The sequence below is a fragment of the Terrabacter sp. Root85 genome, assembly GCF_001429185.1.
Lineage (GTDB): Bacteria > Actinomycetota > Actinomycetes > Actinomycetales > Dermatophilaceae > Terrabacter.
In genome coordinates this window covers 1,265,486-1,281,574 of sequence record NZ_LMIW01000001.1, presented here as the reverse complement: position 1 = coordinate 1,281,574, position 16,089 = coordinate 1,265,486, and the positions used below count along the sequence as shown (strand labels likewise).

Genomic DNA, 16,089 nt, shown 5'->3' with positions numbered 1-16,089 from the left:
GATCCACCGCAGTCAGTCGCCGCCGATGCCGGTGCGCTCGACGCCCTCGACGATCCAGCGCTGGAGGAAGAGGAACATCAGCAGCAGCGGCACGATCGCGACGAGCGCGGCCATGAACAGCTGGCTCACCTGCACCGACTGCGCCGTGAGGAAGGTGGACAGCGCGATCTGCACCGTCCACGACTCCTGGTCGCGGCCGATGACGAGCGGCCAGAGGAAGGCGTTCCACGAGCCGATGAAGGTGATGGTGCCGATGGCCGCGACGAAGCCGAACGAGTTGGGGACGACGATCTTCCAGAAGGTGCCCCAGTAGCCGAGCCCGTCGATGAAGGCGGCCTCCTCGATCTCCTTGGGGAAGCCGAGGAAGAACTGCCGGAAGAGGAACGTCGCGAGCGCCTGGAAGAGCCCGGGGATGATGAGGCCGCGCAGCGTCGAGATCCAGCCGAGTGTCGACACGAGGACGAAGCTCGGCACGAACGTCACGGCCGCCGGGATGAGCAGCGTGGCGGTGATCGTGTAGAAGACGGCGTTGGACCAGCGGTAGGGGATGCGCGCGAGACCGTAGCCGGCGAGACCCGAGACGACGAGCACCCCGATCGTCTGGGTCACCGCGATGAGGCCCGAGTTGAGCAGGCTGCGGGCCATCGGGATCGCCGGGTTGTCGAAGAGCCCGGTGAGGTTGGAGGTCTCCCAGACCGGCGGCAGCCAGTGGAAGTCGGGCGACCCGAGGTCCTGCTCGCGCATGAACGCGCTGCGCACGAGCAGGTAGAAGGGGACGAGGAAGAGCAGCGCCGCCGCGACGAGGGCGCTGTAGCGGGCCCACCCCGTGATCCGGGTCTGCCGCTTGCTCCGGACGATCGCCATCAGTCGCCCCTGTCGCCGAGTCGGAGGATGCGGCCCTGCACCACGGCGACGATCGCGATGATGAGAGTGAGGATGACGGCCCCCGCCGACCCGTGGCCGAAGTCCTGGCCCGAGCCGAGCGCCGTGTAGTAGAGGTAGACGAGCGGCGGCCGCGCGTAGGGCGGGTAGGTGCCGAACGTCGACAGGATGTTGTAGAACTCGTCGAACGCCTGGAACGCGTTGATGAGCAGGAGCAGCAGCACCGCCGTCGACGTCGCGCGCAGCTGCGGCAGGGTGATGTGCCGGAAGACCTTCCACCCCTCGGCGCCGTCGATCGCGGCCGCCTCGTAGAGCGTCGGGCTGATCCGCTGGATGCCGGCGAGGAAGAGGATCATGTAGAAGCCGACCTGCAGCCAGAGCCGCGCCGTGACGATGACGAGCCAGTACCACGGCGGGTCGGCGAGGCTGAGCCACGGGATCGAGTCGGCGCCGAACCAGCCGAGCACCGCGTTGGCCAGGCCCGAGCGGATGCCGCTGAAGATCGACATCTTCCAGACGAGCGCGGCGACGACGTAGGAGCACGCGGTCGGCAGGAAGAAGACCGTCCGGAAGAACGACTGCATGACCCGGGTGCGCGCGACGAGCAGCGCCGCCCCGAGGGAGATGACGAAGGTCGTCGGCACGATGAAGACGGCGAAGGCGAGGAAGGTGACGAGGCTGCTGCGGAAGGCCGGGTCGCGCAGCATGTCGAGGTAGTTGCCGACGCCGACGAATTTCGTGGGCGTGACGGTGTTGTAGGACTCGAAGAACGACAGGTATATCGACCAGGCGATCGGGACGTAGACGAAGACGATCAGCCCGATGACGAACGGCCCGACGAAGACCCAGAACCACAGGTTGCGGTCCTGGCGCCCGCGCAGGCGACGACCGAGCGACGGCCTCCCCGCGGTGGGGGGCGGCGTCGCCCGGTCGGCTGCCTTCCGCTGCGCGGCGCTGTCGTATGCCGCCGGGTCGGCCTGCGCTGTCAGGCGAGGACCCGCTTCAGCTCGGCGTCGGCCACGGTCTTGACCTTGGCGATCTCGCCGGCCGGGTCGGCGCCCTCCTTGACGATGCGGTTCATCGCGTCACCGAAGGCCGTGGCGCACTTGGGCGTCCACAGGATCGGGCTCTGCGCGTGGCCGACGTCGGTGGCGAGCTTGGCCGCCTCGGCCGCCTGCCCGCTCGTGAGCGTCGAGGCCTGGCCGATGAGGCTCGTGCGCGAGGGGATGTGGAAGCCGTAGGCCGTCGCGAAGTCGAGCTGGTAGGCGGTCTGGTCGATCCACAGCCACTTGGCGAACTTCTTGGCGGCCTCGACGTCCTTGCTCTTGGCGCTGACGCACGAGCCGTAGGCGCCGACGGGGACCGACGCCTTGCCCTGGTCGTCGAGCGCGGGCCACGCCATGACGCCGAAGTCGTCGCCGAGGCCCTTCTTGAGGTCGGGAAAGGTCCACAGGCCGGTGAACTGCATGGCCGTGAGCCCAGCGGTGAGCGCGGACGGGTCGAACCAGTCCTTCGGCGCCCCGAGGAGCAGCACCTTGGCGTCCCACATCTCGCGGAGCTTGCCGAGTGCGGTCGCCGCTCGCGGGTCGTCGAAGCCGAACTGGTTGTCCTTGGTGAGGTAGTCGAGCCCGGCCGACCACAGCATCGGGCCACCCATGAGGCCGGCACCACCGTCGTTGCCGAGGAAGAGGCCCTTGACGTTGCCCTGCGTCAGCTTCTTCGCCGCGTCGATGAGCTCGTCGATGGTCTGGGGCGGCGTGATGCCGGCCTTGTCGAGCATCGACTTGCGGTAGACGAGCAGCTGCATGTCGACGACCTGCGGGATGGCATACGTCTTGCCGTCGTAGGTCATCCGCTCGAGGATGCTCGGGTTGAAGTCGGACTTCGTGTCGCCGATGAGGTCGGTGAGGTCGACGACCTGGCCGCCCTTGATCATGTCGATGGTCGGGCCGTTGCCGTACTCGAAGACGTCGGGCCCGGCGTCGGTGAGCAGCGAGGCCGCGGTGGACTGGTCGTAGTCGCCGGGCTTCCAGCTGACCTTGACCGTGGCGTCCTTGTAGGCGGCGGCGTACTTCTCGACGGCCTGCTGCGTGCCGGCCTCGCCGTACTGGTGGTACCACTGGTTGAGCGTGGTCCCGCTGCCGCCTCCGGTCGCGCCACCGGTGGCTGCCGGCTCGCGTCCCGTGTTGCTGCCGCACGCGGCGAGCGCACCCGTGACCGCAGCGGCACCGCCGAGCGCGAAGAGCGAGCGCCGGGTGAGGTGGGCCCCGAGGGCCTGGCCGATCTCGCGACCGATCTGCTTGTCAGACATAGGGTTCCCCTGCGTCCTTCCTGCCCGGGTGTGCGGGCACCGTTCACGACGGCGGGCGCTCGGCCAGTCTGCTCGACCTCGCCCACCCGGCGATCGTATGCCCGTTACCTCCGCGTATGCCGGATGGCCCACCCCCGGAGGTCAGCGCGGCTCAGATGGTGGCCGGAGAGTTGAGCGGGTTGTCGCTCAGGGTCTCCGGGGCCGTCTGGAGCAGCTGCTCGACGAGGAGCAGGGTCTGCTCGTCCTCGAGCGTCATACGGCGGCCGAAGTGGCCGCGGGCCAGGGCCACGCCCGCACCGACGCGCAGGATGCTCGACCGGACGTCGGTCCGCGTGTCGGTGTCCATGCGTTCGAGCAGCCGGCTCACGGAGAGCAGGCCCGAGACGACCGGTCGGCCGTCGAGCTCGAACTCGTCGAAGAGCCAGAGGCGCTCGGCTGCAGCGGTGCCGAGCAGCTCGCGCCCGGGACCCTCGCTGCGCAGGGCCGCGTCGGTCACGGCGTCCCAGAAGGCGCCGCGCTCGTCGTCGTCGAAGCGGATGCGGCCGGCCAGGGCGCTCAGCACCCACACGGGGGCGAGCCGGAGCGTGAACCACTCCTGCTCCGACCACTGCTCACGCCACTGCGACACGACCGCCACCGCCTCTCACGCGCTCGGGGCACCTCCAGCGTACGACCGCCCCGCCCGTGAGGTCGCGGAGTCCACCGCTGGTAGACAGGAACCGTGCTCGACGACAACGCCGTCCTGACCGCCCCCACGGTCCTCACCCTGGTGGGCAGCTCCGGGCTGTCCGCCGAGGTCCTCGCCCACGGTGCCCTGCGCCGTCTCGAGGCCTTCGGCACCAGCCTGCTGCTGCACCCCGCGACCGTCGCAGAGGCGGGTCTGACGAACGTCCACCTGCGCGTGCACGGGCCGGACGGCATCCGTCGTCGGGCCCTGCTGGGCCCCGGCAGCGGCTCGGTCGTCACCTCGGTCGACGGCGCCGTCGTCGTCACCGGCCGCCACGAAGGCCTCGACTACCGCCTCGTCCTCACGCTCGGCGACGGGTCACCCGAGACGCCGACGTGGCACTGGGACCTCGAGCTCACGAACGCGACGGGCGAGCCCGTCACCGCCGACGCGGTGCTGACGCACGACCCCGCCCTGGCGCCCCTCGGCAACGTCCGGATCAACGAGTACTACGTCAGCCAGTACCTCGACCTCACCCCCGTCGCGACGGACGGCCACGGCACCGCGGTCGCCGTTCGCCAGAACATGCCCGGTGAGCGCGTCCCGTGGCTCATGGTCGGGACGACCGGCACGGGCACCGGCTGGGCGACCGATGCCCTCCAGCTCGTCCGCCGCACCGGCCCCGGTGTCGACTGGGCCGGGCTCGAGGCCGTCGACCTGCCGAGCGCGCGCCTCCAGCACGAGCACTCGCTCATCGCCCTGCAGGACGCCCCGGTCGAGATCGCACCCGCCGACACCCACCGCACCGGCTTCTGGGGCATCGCCCTCGAGGACCACCCCGAGGCCACGTCCGACGCCGACGCCCGTTGGGCCGACGTCGCGATCGCGGCCACACCGACCCCGTGGGCGCCGGCGGGCGACGGCGCCCACGGCCAGGCTCTCGACGGTGCAGACGACGCCGCGACGCCGGCGACGCTGTGGTCGTCCAGCCCGGCCTTCGCGTCACGGGCACTCGACCGCGCCGAGCTCGCCGACGCCGGCCTGCTCGAGCACCGCACCGACGTCGAGACGGCCGACGACGGCACCGAGCTCGCGTGGACCGTCCGCGGCGGGCAGCTCGTCACCCCCGCCAAGGAGCTCGCGGTCCTGCGCCCGCACGGCCACCTGCTCCGCACCGGTGACACCTTCACGCCCGACTCGCGCTCGCTCGCGTCGACGGTGTGGATGGCCGGCACCTTCCACTCGCAGATCACCCGCGGCCACGTCGGCCGCGACCCGGTCGTGACGGGCCGTCGCACCTACCTCGGCCTCCAGCGGGCCCACGGCATGCGCCTCTTCGTCGAGGACGCCGACGGCACGTGGAGCCTCCTCGAGACCCCGAGCGCGTGGTTCACCGGCCTCGACCACTGCACGTGGTGGTATGCCGCCGCGTCGGGTCCCGTGCTCACCGTGACCTCGAGCGCGCCTGCCGACGAGCACGCCCTGACGCTCTCGGTCGGGCAGCACGGCGCAGCTCCGCGACGGGTGCTGCTCGCGCTGCAGGTCGCCGACGACCTGTCCGACGCCCCGTCGGTGGCGACGGCCGACGACCACCTCGACGTCACGACGGCGAACGACCCACGGCCGTGGCGCGTCTCGTGGACCGGGCCCGGCGACCCGGAGGTCGGCGACGCCCGGCTCCAGGCCGACGGCGTCGGCCGCGGACCGGGCTGGCTCACCGTGCTCTTCGACGCGAGCGAGCAGCTCGAGGTCGTCGTCCGCTCTGCCCCTGGCGCCGGCGATGCTGCGGCCGGCGAGGTCGTCCCCACGGGCGAGCGCCTCGGAGCAGCGTTCTGGGACAAGGCCGGCCACGCCGTGACCCTCGACGGGTCGTCGCTCGGTGACGCCGGCTCCCAGGCCGCGAACCTCTCGGCGGCCCTGCCGTGGTTCACGCACAACGCCTTCGTCCATTACCTCTCGCCGCGCGGGCTCGAGCAGTTCTCGGGCGGCGCGTGGGGCACCCGCGACGTCTGCCAGGGTCCGGTCGGGCTGCTCACGGCGCTCGGGCGACAGGACGCCGTCCGCGACGTGCTGCTGCGCGTCTTCCGCGCCCAGAACGCCCGCGGCGACTGGCCGCAGGCCTTCGAGTTCCTCCCGCCGCTGGCCGAGACGGGCCAGCAGGACTCGCACGGCGACGTCGTCTTCTGGCCCGTCCTCGCGGCCGGTGACTACCTGCGCACGACCGGTGACGCGAGCCTGCTCGACGAGGCGGTCGCCTTCGTCGGCGACGACGCGCTCGGCGAGACGGCCAGCGTGGCCGAGCACCTGCGTCGTGCGGTCGCGCGGATCGCGGAGTGCACGGTCCCCGGGAGCCCGCTGCCGGCATACGGCCACGGCGACTGGAACGACTCGCTCCAGCCGGCCGACCCGCACCTCGCGGCCCATCTCGTGTCCACGTGGACGGCCGTGCTCCAGACGCAGTCGCTGCGCACCCTCGCCGAGGGGCTGCACGCGGTCGGCGCGCCCGACGGCGCCTCGGCCCTGGCCGCCGACGCGGACGAGCTCGCCGAGCGCACCCACGACGCCCTGCTCGACCAGCTCGCGGCCGACCCCGTGCTGCCCGGTTACCTGCTGCAGCACGAGGACGGGCACTTCGAGCCGCTCGTCCACCCGAGCGACGAGCGCACCGGGCTGCACTACGGCGTGCTGCCGTGGATCCACGCGATCGGTGCCGACCTGCTGACGCCCGAGCAGGCGCGCCACCACCTCGACCTCATCGAGGAGCACCTCCTCGGACCCGACGGGGCGCGGCTCTTCGACCGGCCGGTCAGCTACGTCGGTGGGCCGATGAGCGTCTTCCAGCGGGCCGAGGCGAGCACCTTCTGGGGCCGCGAGATCGGGCTCATGTACATGCACGCCCACCTGCGCTACGCCGAGGCGCTGGCCCGGGTCGGTGACGGCGCAGCCCTGCTCACAGCTCTCGCCAAGGCGAGCCCGGTGGGCTTGGACTCGCTCGTGCCACAAGCCCGCCCGCGCCAGACGACGTGCTACTACTCCTCGTCCGACGGCGCCTTCACCGACCGCTACGACGCGTCGGAGCGGTATGCCGCGCTCATGGCCGGCGACGTGCCGCTCGAGGGAGGGTGGCGCGTCTACTCCTCCGGCCCCGGCCTCGTGCTCCGGCTCGTCACCGAGGTGCTCCTCGGCATCCGCCAGCGCGGCGACGACGTCGAGATCGACCCGGTGCTGCCGCCGAGCGGTGACGCCGGCGCCGGCGCCGGCGCCTCCGAGCTGACCGCGCGCCTGCCGCTGGCCGGCACCGACCTCACGGTCCGCTACGTCGTGGGGCCCGAGGGGCACGGCGTCCGCCGCGTCACCGTGAACGGGCGTGAGCTGAGCCTGCGACCGCTGACCAACCCCTACCGGCGGGCGGGTGCGGCCGTCCGGACCGCGGACCTGCTCGGGCTCCAGACGGCCCAGACTGCCCGGACTGCCGAGGCCACCGACGCCACGGCCCCGACCAGCGAGATCCTCGTGGAGACCCACTGACATGACCGACGTCACCGCCACGCCGCCCACCCAGCCGCGGCCGTGGCTCGATGCCACGCTGCCCGTCGAGGAGCGCATCGACCTCCTCATGGCCGAGATGACCCTGGCCGAGAAGGTCGGCCAGACCCACCAGGTCGCCAACATCAACCCCGACGACGACGCCGCCGAGATCGCGTCGGGACGGATCAGCTCGAGCCTCTACGCCTCGGGTGCGACCGCCGGCAACGAGCGCGACGAGGGCGTCCTCGTCGGCAACATCGACGCCGCCCAGCGGCACGCCGTTGAGGGCAGCCGTCTCGGCATCCCGCTGCTCTTCGGCCGCGACGTCATCCACGGGCACCGCACCGTGGCGCCGATCCCGCTCGGGATCGCGGCGTCCTTCGACCCCGACGTCGCCGAGGAGATCGGCGAGATCGCCGCCCGCGAGGCGGCCGTCGACGGGGTGGCGTGGACCTTCACGCCGATGGTCGACATCTCGGAGGAGCCGCGCTGGGGCCGGGTCGCCGAGTCGCTCGGCGAGACGCCGGTGCTCTCCGGCCGTCTGGCGGCCGGCTTGATCCGGGGCTTCCAGGGCGACGACCCGAGCGACCCCGACCGCCTCGCGGCGTGCGCCAAGCACTTCGCCGGCTACGGCCTCGCCGCCGGTGGCCGCGACTACGACACGGTCAGCGTCGGCGAGAACACCCTGCGCAACCTGCACCTGCGGCCGTTCCGGTCGGCCGTCGACGCCGGCGTCCTCACCGTCATGGCCGCCTTCAACGACATCGACGGCATCCCGATGCACGCCCACGAGCACCTCGTCCGCGAGGTCCTCAAGGGCGAGTGGGGCTTCGACGGTGTCGTCGTCGCCGACTGGAACGGCATCGGCCAGATCGTCTTCCAGGGCGTCGCCGCCGACAAGCGGGAGGCCGCGGCCCTCGCGATCCGCGCCGGCGTGGACCTCGACATGGTGAGCGGCACCTACCTCGAGCACCTCGAGGAGCTCGTCGAGTCCGGCGAGGTCGACCTCGCGCTCGTCGACGACGCGGTCCGCCGCGTGCTGCGCCTCAAGTTCCGCCTGGGGCTCTTCGAGCGTCCGTATGCCGCCCGGCCGGGTGCGTCGAACGCGCCGACTCCGTCGACCCGGGCCGCCGCCCTCCGCGCGGCGCAGGCCGCGCACGTCCTCGTCAAGAACGACGGCGTCCTGCCGCTCGGCGACGAGGCCGGAAAGGTCCTGCTGTCAGGCCCCTTCGTCGACGACGGCGACGCGCTGCTCGGCACGTGGGTCCTCGACGGCCGCGGCGAGGAGGTCGTCACCCCCGAGGCCGCTCTGCGCGAGCGCCTTGGCGACCGGGTCACCGTCGCCGACGGCCGCTTCCCCGACGTCACCCTCATGCAGGCGCGCGCCGCCGACACGTCGGTGCTGCTCCTCGGCGAGCACCGGTCCCGCTCCGGCGAGGCGCAGTCCGTCGTCGACATCGGCCTGCCGCCGGGCCAGCTAGAGCTCGTGCGCGCCGCGGCGGCGTTCGGCAAGCCGCTCGTTGCCGTCGTCTACACCGGCCGCCCGCTCGACCTCACCGAGCTGCTCGACCTCGCCGACGCGGTGCTCGTCGTGTGGCACCCCGGTGTCGAGGCCGGCACTGCCCTGGCCGACATCCTGCTCGGCGACGCCGAGCCGCACGGCCGGCTGCCGATGACCTTCCCCCTCTCGACGGGCCACATCCCGACGAGCACCCACCAGCGCCGGACGGGCCGGCTCATCCGCGCCGACGTCGACCACCAGGAGGGCCGCTACATCGACGCCCTCACCTACCCGCGGCTGCCCTTCGGCTTCGGCCTGTCCTACACGACCGTCGACTACGGCGCGCCCGTCCTGTCGTCGCCGACGATGACGACCGACGGGTCCACGACCCTCACCGTCACGGTGACCAACACGGGCGAGCGGCCCTGCCGCGAGGTGGTCCAGCTCTACTTCCGCGACCCCGTCGCCCAGGTGACCCGCCCGCTCGTCGAGCTGACCGACTGGGCGCTCGTCGACCTCGAGCCCGGCCAGGCGCGCGAGGTCACCTTCGACGTGCAGGCCTCGCGATTCGCATACGCAGGCCGTGACCTCACGACGCGTGTCGACGAGGGCGAGATCGTCCTGCTCACCGGGCCCGACGCGGCCCGCCTCCAGCCCGTGTCCGTCACCATCACGTCCCCGAAGGCCTCCTCATGATCGGGACCGTCCAGCGCCAGATCCGGATCGACGGCGAGCCCGTCGTCGTCATGTCGGGGGAGGTGCACTACTTCCGCGTCGCGCGCGCCGAGTGAGGCCAGCGCCTCGACCTGCTCGTCGAGGCGGGGTGCGACACCGTCGCCTCTACACGAGCCGTGGCTCGCCCGGATGGACGGGGACCACGACGACGTGTCGCTGGGACTCGTGCTCGACGCGTACATGACGGAGTACCACCCCGGGTCTGAGCTGATGACTGAGGTCGTCGACGACCTGACGTCGCACCGCGGCGCGGGCGAGCGCAAGGCGCTGGCGCGGTCGCTCCTGCCCGGTGGGTTCCGTTTTGGCGCAACGCATCTCGAGCGGCGCGACCCGGCGCCGGGGTCGACGGTGCTCGTCGGCACTGGGCGCCACCTGTCGCGAGTCGTGCAGGAGCGGCTGGTTGGCCGTGTGACGACCGGTGGCAACGTCGTACTGCTCGGGCCGCTGCCCGAGCGGGACCTCGACGGGTCGCCGTGCACGGTGCTGGCGGACGCGCTGGTCTCACGGCGGGCGAGGTGGTGCGCGACACCGGCCACTCCTACCCGTCGCTCGTCGCGCACGGGTGGGCGCAGCCGTGGCCCGAGATGCGGGCCGGCTTGGGTGCAGGCTCTGTCGCACGAGCGTGGCGACGTCGTGCTGACCGACGTCTACGGCGCGGTGTGCGGCGTCGACGTGCCATTCGTCGAGGGGGGCGCCATCGTGCTCGCAGCGCATGCGCCGTCGGACCCGGTGCTCTTCGACGGGGCGATGTCGAGCCTCGGCGTGACTCCGGGGCTGCGCCTCGAGACGCAGTGGCCGGGTGTCTTCGGCACGACGACGAGCACGGACGACGGACAGCACGCCCTGCACGTCCTCAACGCGTCGGGCGCGCCGGCCACGGTGACGGTCGCCATCGACGGCACCCCCATCGCGGCCGGCACCACCCTCCACGTGCCTCCGCGGCCGGGGCACATCCTGCCCCTCGGACTCGACGTCGCAGGGCGGCGTCAGGACTGGGCGTCGGCCGAGATCGCAGGCGCCGACGCGGACGGGACGGTGCACTTCCGGCCAGACCTCGACGAGGACTGCGGCACCAACAGTCATCGCCGACGGCCTCCCAGTCGAACTGGCCCCACGGCAGCACTCGCTCCGTCCCTGAGCTCCAGCATGTAGAGGGCGGCCCGGAGGGTGACAAAGGAGTCCCACCCTGGCCGCTCTGCTGCTGAAATGAGTCGTCTTCGACTAGCGCCGAGCGCATCAAGAAACACGCCGGCGACGGAGCCCATCCCGCCCACTTTGACGCATGCCTGGCCTACCTTCGACTTCGTCACGGTCGGGTAGATCTGGACCAACGAGCATGACGAAGCATTCGGCATTCAGTGATGGCATCAAAGATTTCACAGATGACTTTGCCGCCCGCCGTCGCGCTGGCCCCGTCCCGCTACCGGTCCGTGCGTGCACCGTTGCACACGGTCCGAAACTCAACATGGAGCATGTTCGAGCGCGACATGGTTCACCAACAGCCAAGGGTTACACGGGTCGTGTCAGACGCGCTCTGAGACCCCGACCCGAGTGAGGACCAGGTCCGGGGCGCCGGCAGGAGATCAGATGCGAGCTGACACGTGCATCAGTGACTGTCTTTCAGATCGAAGACGAAGAGCTCGCCGACGCTGACGTCGCCGAGATCTGCCGTCCTCGGCCCTGCAGGTTGAGTTCCCGAGTCGGACGCTCGGGCAAGGGCAGGTTTGCGGCGCGTTTGTCGGTATGGCCCGGTATCTTCCGGGGAGAAGAGCGGAGAGAATATGACGAACGACGCCATCAGGCTGTGGAACGACAACCCGACCGGGAGTGACCTGCTCGGGTTTTCCGGGCTGATTGACACGGTGGTCCAAGCCCTACTGGCGCCCGAACTCGACCCGGTAACCGTCGCGATCCAGTCGCCGTGGGGTGGTGGCAAATCATCCGCGCTCTCGATGATCGAAGAGCGACTCAAGGACGACGACTCAGTCATCGTGCTGCGGGCAGACCCGTGGGAGTACGAGAATGTCGCTGACATGCGCACAGCCCTCATCGCGCAGGTGCTCACCGCGCTGGAGACGGCTGCAAAGGACAACTCGGACGTCAAACAGAAGATCCGCGGACTGATGAAGAGGATCGCCTGGTCCCAGGTGGCAGTCGCCCTGGGCAGCGCGGTCATCACCCAGAGCGTCGACCCGGAAGCGCTTGTCAAAGCGTTCACTCCGCAGGAGAACGAGAAGCCACGCAACATGGCTGGATTTCGTGCCGACTTCGCCGAAGCCATGAACGCTCTTAGCGGTACGGAGCGAATCGTGGTTCTGGTCGATGACCTCGACCGGTGTCTGCCGGAAACGGTGGTGGCCGTCCTCGAAGCGATCAAGGTCTTTCTCAGTGTGCCCAAGATGACGTTCGTGCTCGCGGCCGAGGAGGAGTTGATCCGATCCGCCATCGAGCAGCACGGCGGTCGGGGACCCGAGTTCGCCAACCGGTACTTGGAGAAGATCGTTCAGGTTCCGGTCACACTGCCTCGCCTGACCAAGCCGGGGGCCGTGGTATTCGTTGCACTCCTTCTCGCAGAACGCCGAATCAACGACCCGGACCAGTTTGCAGTCCTCGCGGAGGATGTCGCTCGGAATTGGGATGGTGGACTTGACGGCATCTTCGGTCGACTGAACGCGGATACGCCGCGACCCACCGACGAGGAGGAGAGTCTTGCGTACGCGTTCGCAGAGGTCCTGTCGGCCGATAGGTGGAGCAGTCCGCGCGCTGTAAAGCGCTTCCTTAACGGCTGGGGCATCCGCAACAGCGTCGCCCGAGCGAGAGGCATCTTTATCGACCATGGGGTTTCCTTGAAGTTGGCGATCTTCGAAGAGCGAGACCTCACAAAGTTCACGGCCTTCGCGTCAATGTCGGACCAGGAGCGCTCGGCCGCCCTTGCCCGTCTCGACGCGTGGGTGAACGGTGACGATGGTGCGGAGTACCCGGACGAGGCCTTTTCCTCCGAGATGCAGGAGTGGGGCAGGAGCGGCCCACGGCTCAGTGATCACGCAGACGAAGTAGGTGCATACCTCAGCCTCGCGCGCACCTTCCACGGAATCGACATTCGTGAGAAACACCTCGACTGGGAGAACGCGGCCTTCGTCGAGTTCAACACCGGCGCGGACACCAAGATCAAGCCGCTCGTCGCCAGCCTGAAGAAGCGGAAGAGTGAGGAGCTCGCCGTCTTTGTGCCCAAGGTCATGGACCGGCTGGCTTCCTTCAAGAACCCCACCAAGGTCTTCGATGCCATCTGCGATGTGGCAGCGGAACACCCCTCGGCCTCCGGAGCGGTGTACGCCGCTGTACGACGCCGGGGATTCCGCACCCTCAACCCAGGGTCAATCCTCCGCCTCGCCCGCATGACGAACCCCACCGACATCCTCAAGGAGATCGCAGCTGACGACTCCGACGCATCGCAGCCGGTTCGAAACACGGCTCGAGAGAAGCTTGGCATGGGCTGATGGGCACATCAGGGGCATACGGGGGCAGCGGTTCGTCCGCATGGAAGCAGGTCCAAAACCTTGTTGGGGAAATGGACTTAACACCGTCAACTTCAGGCGGATCCTCGGACGGTCCCCGGCCGAAAACGCCTGGCCCTGCTGAACTCGCGGCCGCGATCGCTCGTGCCCTTCGTGCCTCGACTACGGCACCAGCGAGTTGGACGCCGCCGGCCGGTCGTCCCAGTCGCGGGTCGGGGACTACGACCAGCCGTGGCGGTTCCACATCTCGCGGCTCGGGGGGTGCTCGCAGCAACGCAGCGAGAGCAGGCGCCGCCCTGGCTGCCGGGTACGCGGTCGCATCCGGTGATCGCGGAATGCTGGCCGAGGTTGACCCAACACTGTCATTCGAAACTCTTAGCGCCCTCTCCGCCGAGGGGCGCTGCGACGCCATTCTCAACGCCACGCTAGGTCCGCCTGGATCACCCGACGACGAAGTGCTCCGCCGCGCCTCGTTCGAAGCCCTCATCCAACTCAGCGACGAAGTCACCGAAGCAACACCAGCCGACACCGTTCAGCTCTTCGCCGAGCACTACGTGTACGAGCTGGCAATCCGTGAACTGACCGCCGACGCCTTCGCTGCTACCCGCACCGTGGACGAGATCATCACCCTTGAGCACGACCTGAAGGACTACATCCACGAGACCCTTAAAGACCACCCCGTAGTGAGAGGTGCATACTTTGGGCCCTCCATGTTCGGAAAGCACTGCGGGGACATCCTCGAAGGTGTCATCACCATCTTCATTAAGGGACCGTCATGAACAGACCCTCGAGCCACCTGGAACTGGCTCCCGCGGGGGCTGCCCTCCGAACTCACGGCAGAGCCGTGATCTGGCCAGCGAACGACCAGTCCGACGGAATCGCCAGCACACTCTCGTGGAACGCTTACCAATACGGGTCGGCCGCCCCACAGGCTCTCGACGTCCTTCGAGTGGCTGTCGCCGCCTACTCCGCAGACCTCACCAAGGCACGCCCCGCGGATCACGTTCGCGACTTGGTGATCTCCGTCCATGTCGAGAACCCTGACGCGTGGACAAAGGAGGTGCAAGACGATGTCGTCGACTTACTGGCATGGCTCACCGGAGACATCTGGACTCTTGATCTTATCCCGGCCGCCGCGCTCGCGATCGGCCAGATGAAGGGACTCGCAGACATCGAGCGGGTCATGCTGCTCTCGGGCGGGCTCGACTCCCTCTGTGGCGCAGTCATCAGCCTGGACGATGCTGCAAACACACTCCACATTGGGCACCGCGATGCCGCGCGCGCCGTACGTCACGCACAGGAACAGATCCGCAAGACGCTTGCGAGCGCGAACAATGCCTTCGAATGGCAACGAGACGACCTCGGAGTCACAACTCGCAAAAAGGAGCGATCCACTCGCAGCCGCTCCCTTCTGTTCATGTCCATGGGGATTGCAGCCGCAAGCGCCCGCCACGCGAGCGAAGTGATCGTCCCCGAGAACGGATCAACTAGCGTCAACTACCCTCTCACCCCGGCACGCAGCGGAGCGCTCACTACCCGCTCCACGCATCCCTTCACCTTTTACATGCTCAATCGCGTACTCAGCGGCCTCGGGCTCGACGTCGTAGTCCGCAATCCGTACGAGATGGTCACGAAGGGCCAGATGCTTGAGCAGGCTGCGGCTGCGGCGCAAACAAGCGGTTTTACCTCATTCCTGCATCTCACCGGAGAGTCCCTGTCCTGCGCGAAGCTGGACAGTGGCCGATACAAGGGGGGAGACCCAAACCTCAACTGTGGGCTCTGTGTTGCGTGCCTCGTTCGCCGCGGAGCGTACGTGGCCGCCCAACTCGCAGACCCCACCACATACGCCAGCCAGCGCCTCACCGGTGACAGCCTCGCGAAACTCCGATACAACCGCCACGGCGACCTCTGGGCCATTGAATATGCCCAAAAGCACCCCATCGCCTCACGTGACCTCATCAGCGGCGCCCCATGGCCGGAAGGTGCCAACGTGGAGGCGTATCTCGACGTCGCCCGACGTGGACGCAAGGAACTCTTTGATGCTCCCCAGGACTGAACGACCCCGCATCGACGCACACGCACACATCGCCCCGAGCGTGACCCGCCAGCAGGTGCATGACCTCGGCAACGCCTTCGTCTTCGGCATGACCAGAAGTCTCGACGAGGCACGCCAAGTCGTTCGGCGCGTCGACACGAATGTCCTGTGGGGCGTTGGCACGCACCCTGCAGTAGCGGAGTCACGTGACGCCTACCGACCCGAGGCCTTCCGCAAAGCCCTCGAATACTTCGCCGTAGTCGGAGAAGTCGGGCTCGACCGTCGTGGGCCACGTGAGCAGCAACGGACCATCCTCGACTCCGTCCTTGACGAATGCCACGACGCACCGGTGCTCATCTCCCTGCACAGTACGGGTCGAACCTCCGAACTCCTTGAGGCGCTCGAACGCAGGCCGCACCCCGGTGCGATCCTTCATTGGTTCACCGGTGGTCCCACCGACCTGCGCCGCGCACTCGACCTCGGCTGCTACTTCTCCGTCAACGGAGCGATGCCGCCCGAGACAGTGAGCGCAATCCCCGCCGACCGGCTGCTCACTGAGACCGACTTTCCCAGCTCGCGACGCAAGATCGGCGCACGCCTTCCCGGCGATACGACGAAGGCCGAGGAACTAATCGCGGCAAGCCACCCCGGTTCCCAGCCCAGAGCCCTCATCCACGACAACCTTCGCCGCATCCTGAGTGTGACCGGCGCCCTCGACCGGCTGAACGCCCAGCAAGCCGCCCTGCTCTACCCCGTCGAGACTGAGCCTCTGCTGCCTCCTGTCAGCGATGGAAGTCGAAATGATCATCAGAACTGACAGCGGCTGACCCGATCATCGAACAGCCGTCCCCGATTCTGGGGCCGATCCGTCCGGGTCAGAGGGAGGCGGGGGTGTCGGAGCAGGAGATGGCCTTG

The 16,089-nt window shown here is 69.2% G+C and carries 12 protein-coding genes; 8 read left to right on the top strand and 4 right to left on the bottom strand.

What is annotated here, in order from left to right; all coding sequences use genetic code 11:
• Window positions 1-12: 12 nt before the first annotated feature.
• From ASE25_RS05980 to ASE25_RS05965, 4 genes are all read right to left on the bottom strand, one after another.
• On the bottom strand, window positions 13-864 hold the full coding sequence (locus tag ASE25_RS05980; RefSeq protein ID WP_056823558.1) for a carbohydrate ABC transporter permease: 852 nt from the start codon (window positions 862-864) through the stop codon (window positions 13-15).
• On the bottom strand, window positions 864-1,589 hold the full coding sequence (locus ASE25_RS05975) for a carbohydrate ABC transporter permease (RefSeq protein WP_082622706.1): 726 nt from the start codon (window positions 1,587-1,589) through the stop codon (window positions 864-866). The genes ASE25_RS05980 and ASE25_RS05975 overlap by 1 nt, the downstream gene beginning before the upstream one ends.
• Window positions 1,590-1,867: 278 nt before the next feature.
• Window positions 1,868-3,193 (bottom strand): ABC transporter substrate-binding protein, encoded by a 1,326-nt coding sequence (locus ASE25_RS05970; RefSeq protein WP_056823550.1) that lies wholly within the window; start codon window positions 3,191-3,193, stop codon window positions 1,868-1,870.
• Between the two features lie 151 nt (window positions 3,194-3,344).
• The gene (locus ASE25_RS05965) at window positions 3,345-3,821 is read right to left on the bottom strand and encodes a hypothetical protein (protein WP_156415695.1); all 477 of its coding nucleotides are present in this window, start codon (window positions 3,819-3,821) and stop codon (window positions 3,345-3,347) included.
• Window positions 3,822-3,914: 93 nt separating this feature from the next.
• Between ASE25_RS05965 and ASE25_RS05960 the strand changes: the two genes are divergently transcribed.
• From ASE25_RS05960 to ASE25_RS22255, 8 genes are all read left to right on the top strand, one after another.
• A complete protein-coding gene (locus ASE25_RS05960) occupies window positions 3,915-7,388 on the top strand; it encodes a GH36-type glycosyl hydrolase domain-containing protein (RefSeq protein WP_056823547.1) in 3,474 nt (1,157 codons plus the stop codon).
• A 1-nt stretch (window position 7,389) separates the two neighbouring features.
• Window positions 7,390-9,585 carry a glycoside hydrolase family 3 N-terminal domain-containing protein gene (locus tag ASE25_RS05955; protein ID WP_056823544.1) on the top strand — a complete coding sequence of 732 codons (2,196 nt, stop codon included), beginning with the start codon at window positions 7,390-7,392 and terminating at the stop codon, window positions 9,583-9,585.
• Window positions 9,582-9,680: a beta-galactosidase gene (locus tag ASE25_RS23150; protein ID WP_200958984.1), complete on the top strand. Its 99-nt coding sequence runs from the start codon at window positions 9,582-9,584 to the stop codon at window positions 9,678-9,680. The genes ASE25_RS05955 and ASE25_RS23150 overlap by 4 nt, the downstream gene beginning before the upstream one ends.
• Before the next feature lie 73 nt (window positions 9,681-9,753).
• Window positions 9,754-10,776, top strand: coding sequence for a hypothetical protein (locus ASE25_RS05950; protein WP_056823541.1), 1,023 nt, complete (start codon window positions 9,754-9,756; stop codon window positions 10,774-10,776).
• A gap of 629 nt (window positions 10,777-11,405) precedes the next feature.
• On the top strand, window positions 11,406-13,121 hold the full coding sequence (locus ASE25_RS05945) for a P-loop NTPase fold protein (RefSeq protein ID WP_056823538.1): 1,716 nt from the start codon (window positions 11,406-11,408) through the stop codon (window positions 13,119-13,121).
• Between the two features lie 353 nt (window positions 13,122-13,474).
• Window positions 13,475-13,918: a hypothetical protein gene (locus tag ASE25_RS05940; RefSeq protein ID WP_157623331.1), complete on the top strand. Its 444-nt coding sequence runs from the start codon at window positions 13,475-13,477 to the stop codon at window positions 13,916-13,918.
• 233 nt (window positions 13,919-14,151) lie between these two features.
• The gene (locus tag ASE25_RS23030; RefSeq protein WP_162260589.1) at window positions 14,152-15,195 is read left to right on the top strand and encodes a queuosine biosynthesis protein queC; all 1,044 of its coding nucleotides are present in this window, start codon (window positions 14,152-14,154) and stop codon (window positions 15,193-15,195) included.
• Window positions 15,179-15,991: a TatD family hydrolase gene (locus ASE25_RS22255; RefSeq protein WP_255358375.1), complete on the top strand. Its 813-nt coding sequence runs from the start codon at window positions 15,179-15,181 to the stop codon at window positions 15,989-15,991. The genes ASE25_RS23030 and ASE25_RS22255 overlap by 17 nt, the downstream gene beginning before the upstream one ends.
• Window positions 15,992-16,089: the final 98 nt, after the last annotated feature.

Excerpts from the sequence above, each read along its gene's own strand:
- ASE25_RS05980 (WP_056823558.1), bottom strand. The coding sequence starts at position 864 with ATGGCGATCGTCCGGAGCAAGCGGCAGACCCGGATCACGGGGTGGGCC.
- ASE25_RS05970 (WP_056823550.1), bottom strand. The coding sequence starts at position 3,193 with ATGTCTGACAAGCAGATCGGTCGCGAGATCGGCCAGGCCCTCGGGGCC.
- ASE25_RS05945 (WP_056823538.1), top strand. The coding sequence starts at position 11,406 with ATGACGAACGACGCCATCAGGCTGTGGAACGACAACCCGACCGGGAGT.
- ASE25_RS05955 (WP_056823544.1), top strand. The coding sequence starts at position 7,390 with ATGACCGACGTCACCGCCACGCCGCCCACCCAGCCGCGGCCGTGGCTC.
- ASE25_RS22255 (WP_255358375.1), top strand. The coding sequence starts at position 15,179 with ATGCTCCCCAGGACTGAACGACCCCGCATCGACGCACACGCACACATC.
- ASE25_RS23150 (WP_200958984.1), top strand. The coding sequence starts at position 9,582 with ATGATCGGGACCGTCCAGCGCCAGATCCGGATCGACGGCGAGCCCGTC.
- ASE25_RS05940 (WP_157623331.1), top strand. The coding sequence starts at position 13,475 with ATGCTGGCCGAGGTTGACCCAACACTGTCATTCGAAACTCTTAGCGCC.
- ASE25_RS05950 (WP_056823541.1), top strand. The coding sequence starts at position 9,754 with ATGGACGGGGACCACGACGACGTGTCGCTGGGACTCGTGCTCGACGCG.
- ASE25_RS05975 (WP_082622706.1), bottom strand. The coding sequence starts at position 1,589 with ATGCTGCGCGACCCGGCCTTCCGCAGCAGCCTCGTCACCTTCCTCGCC.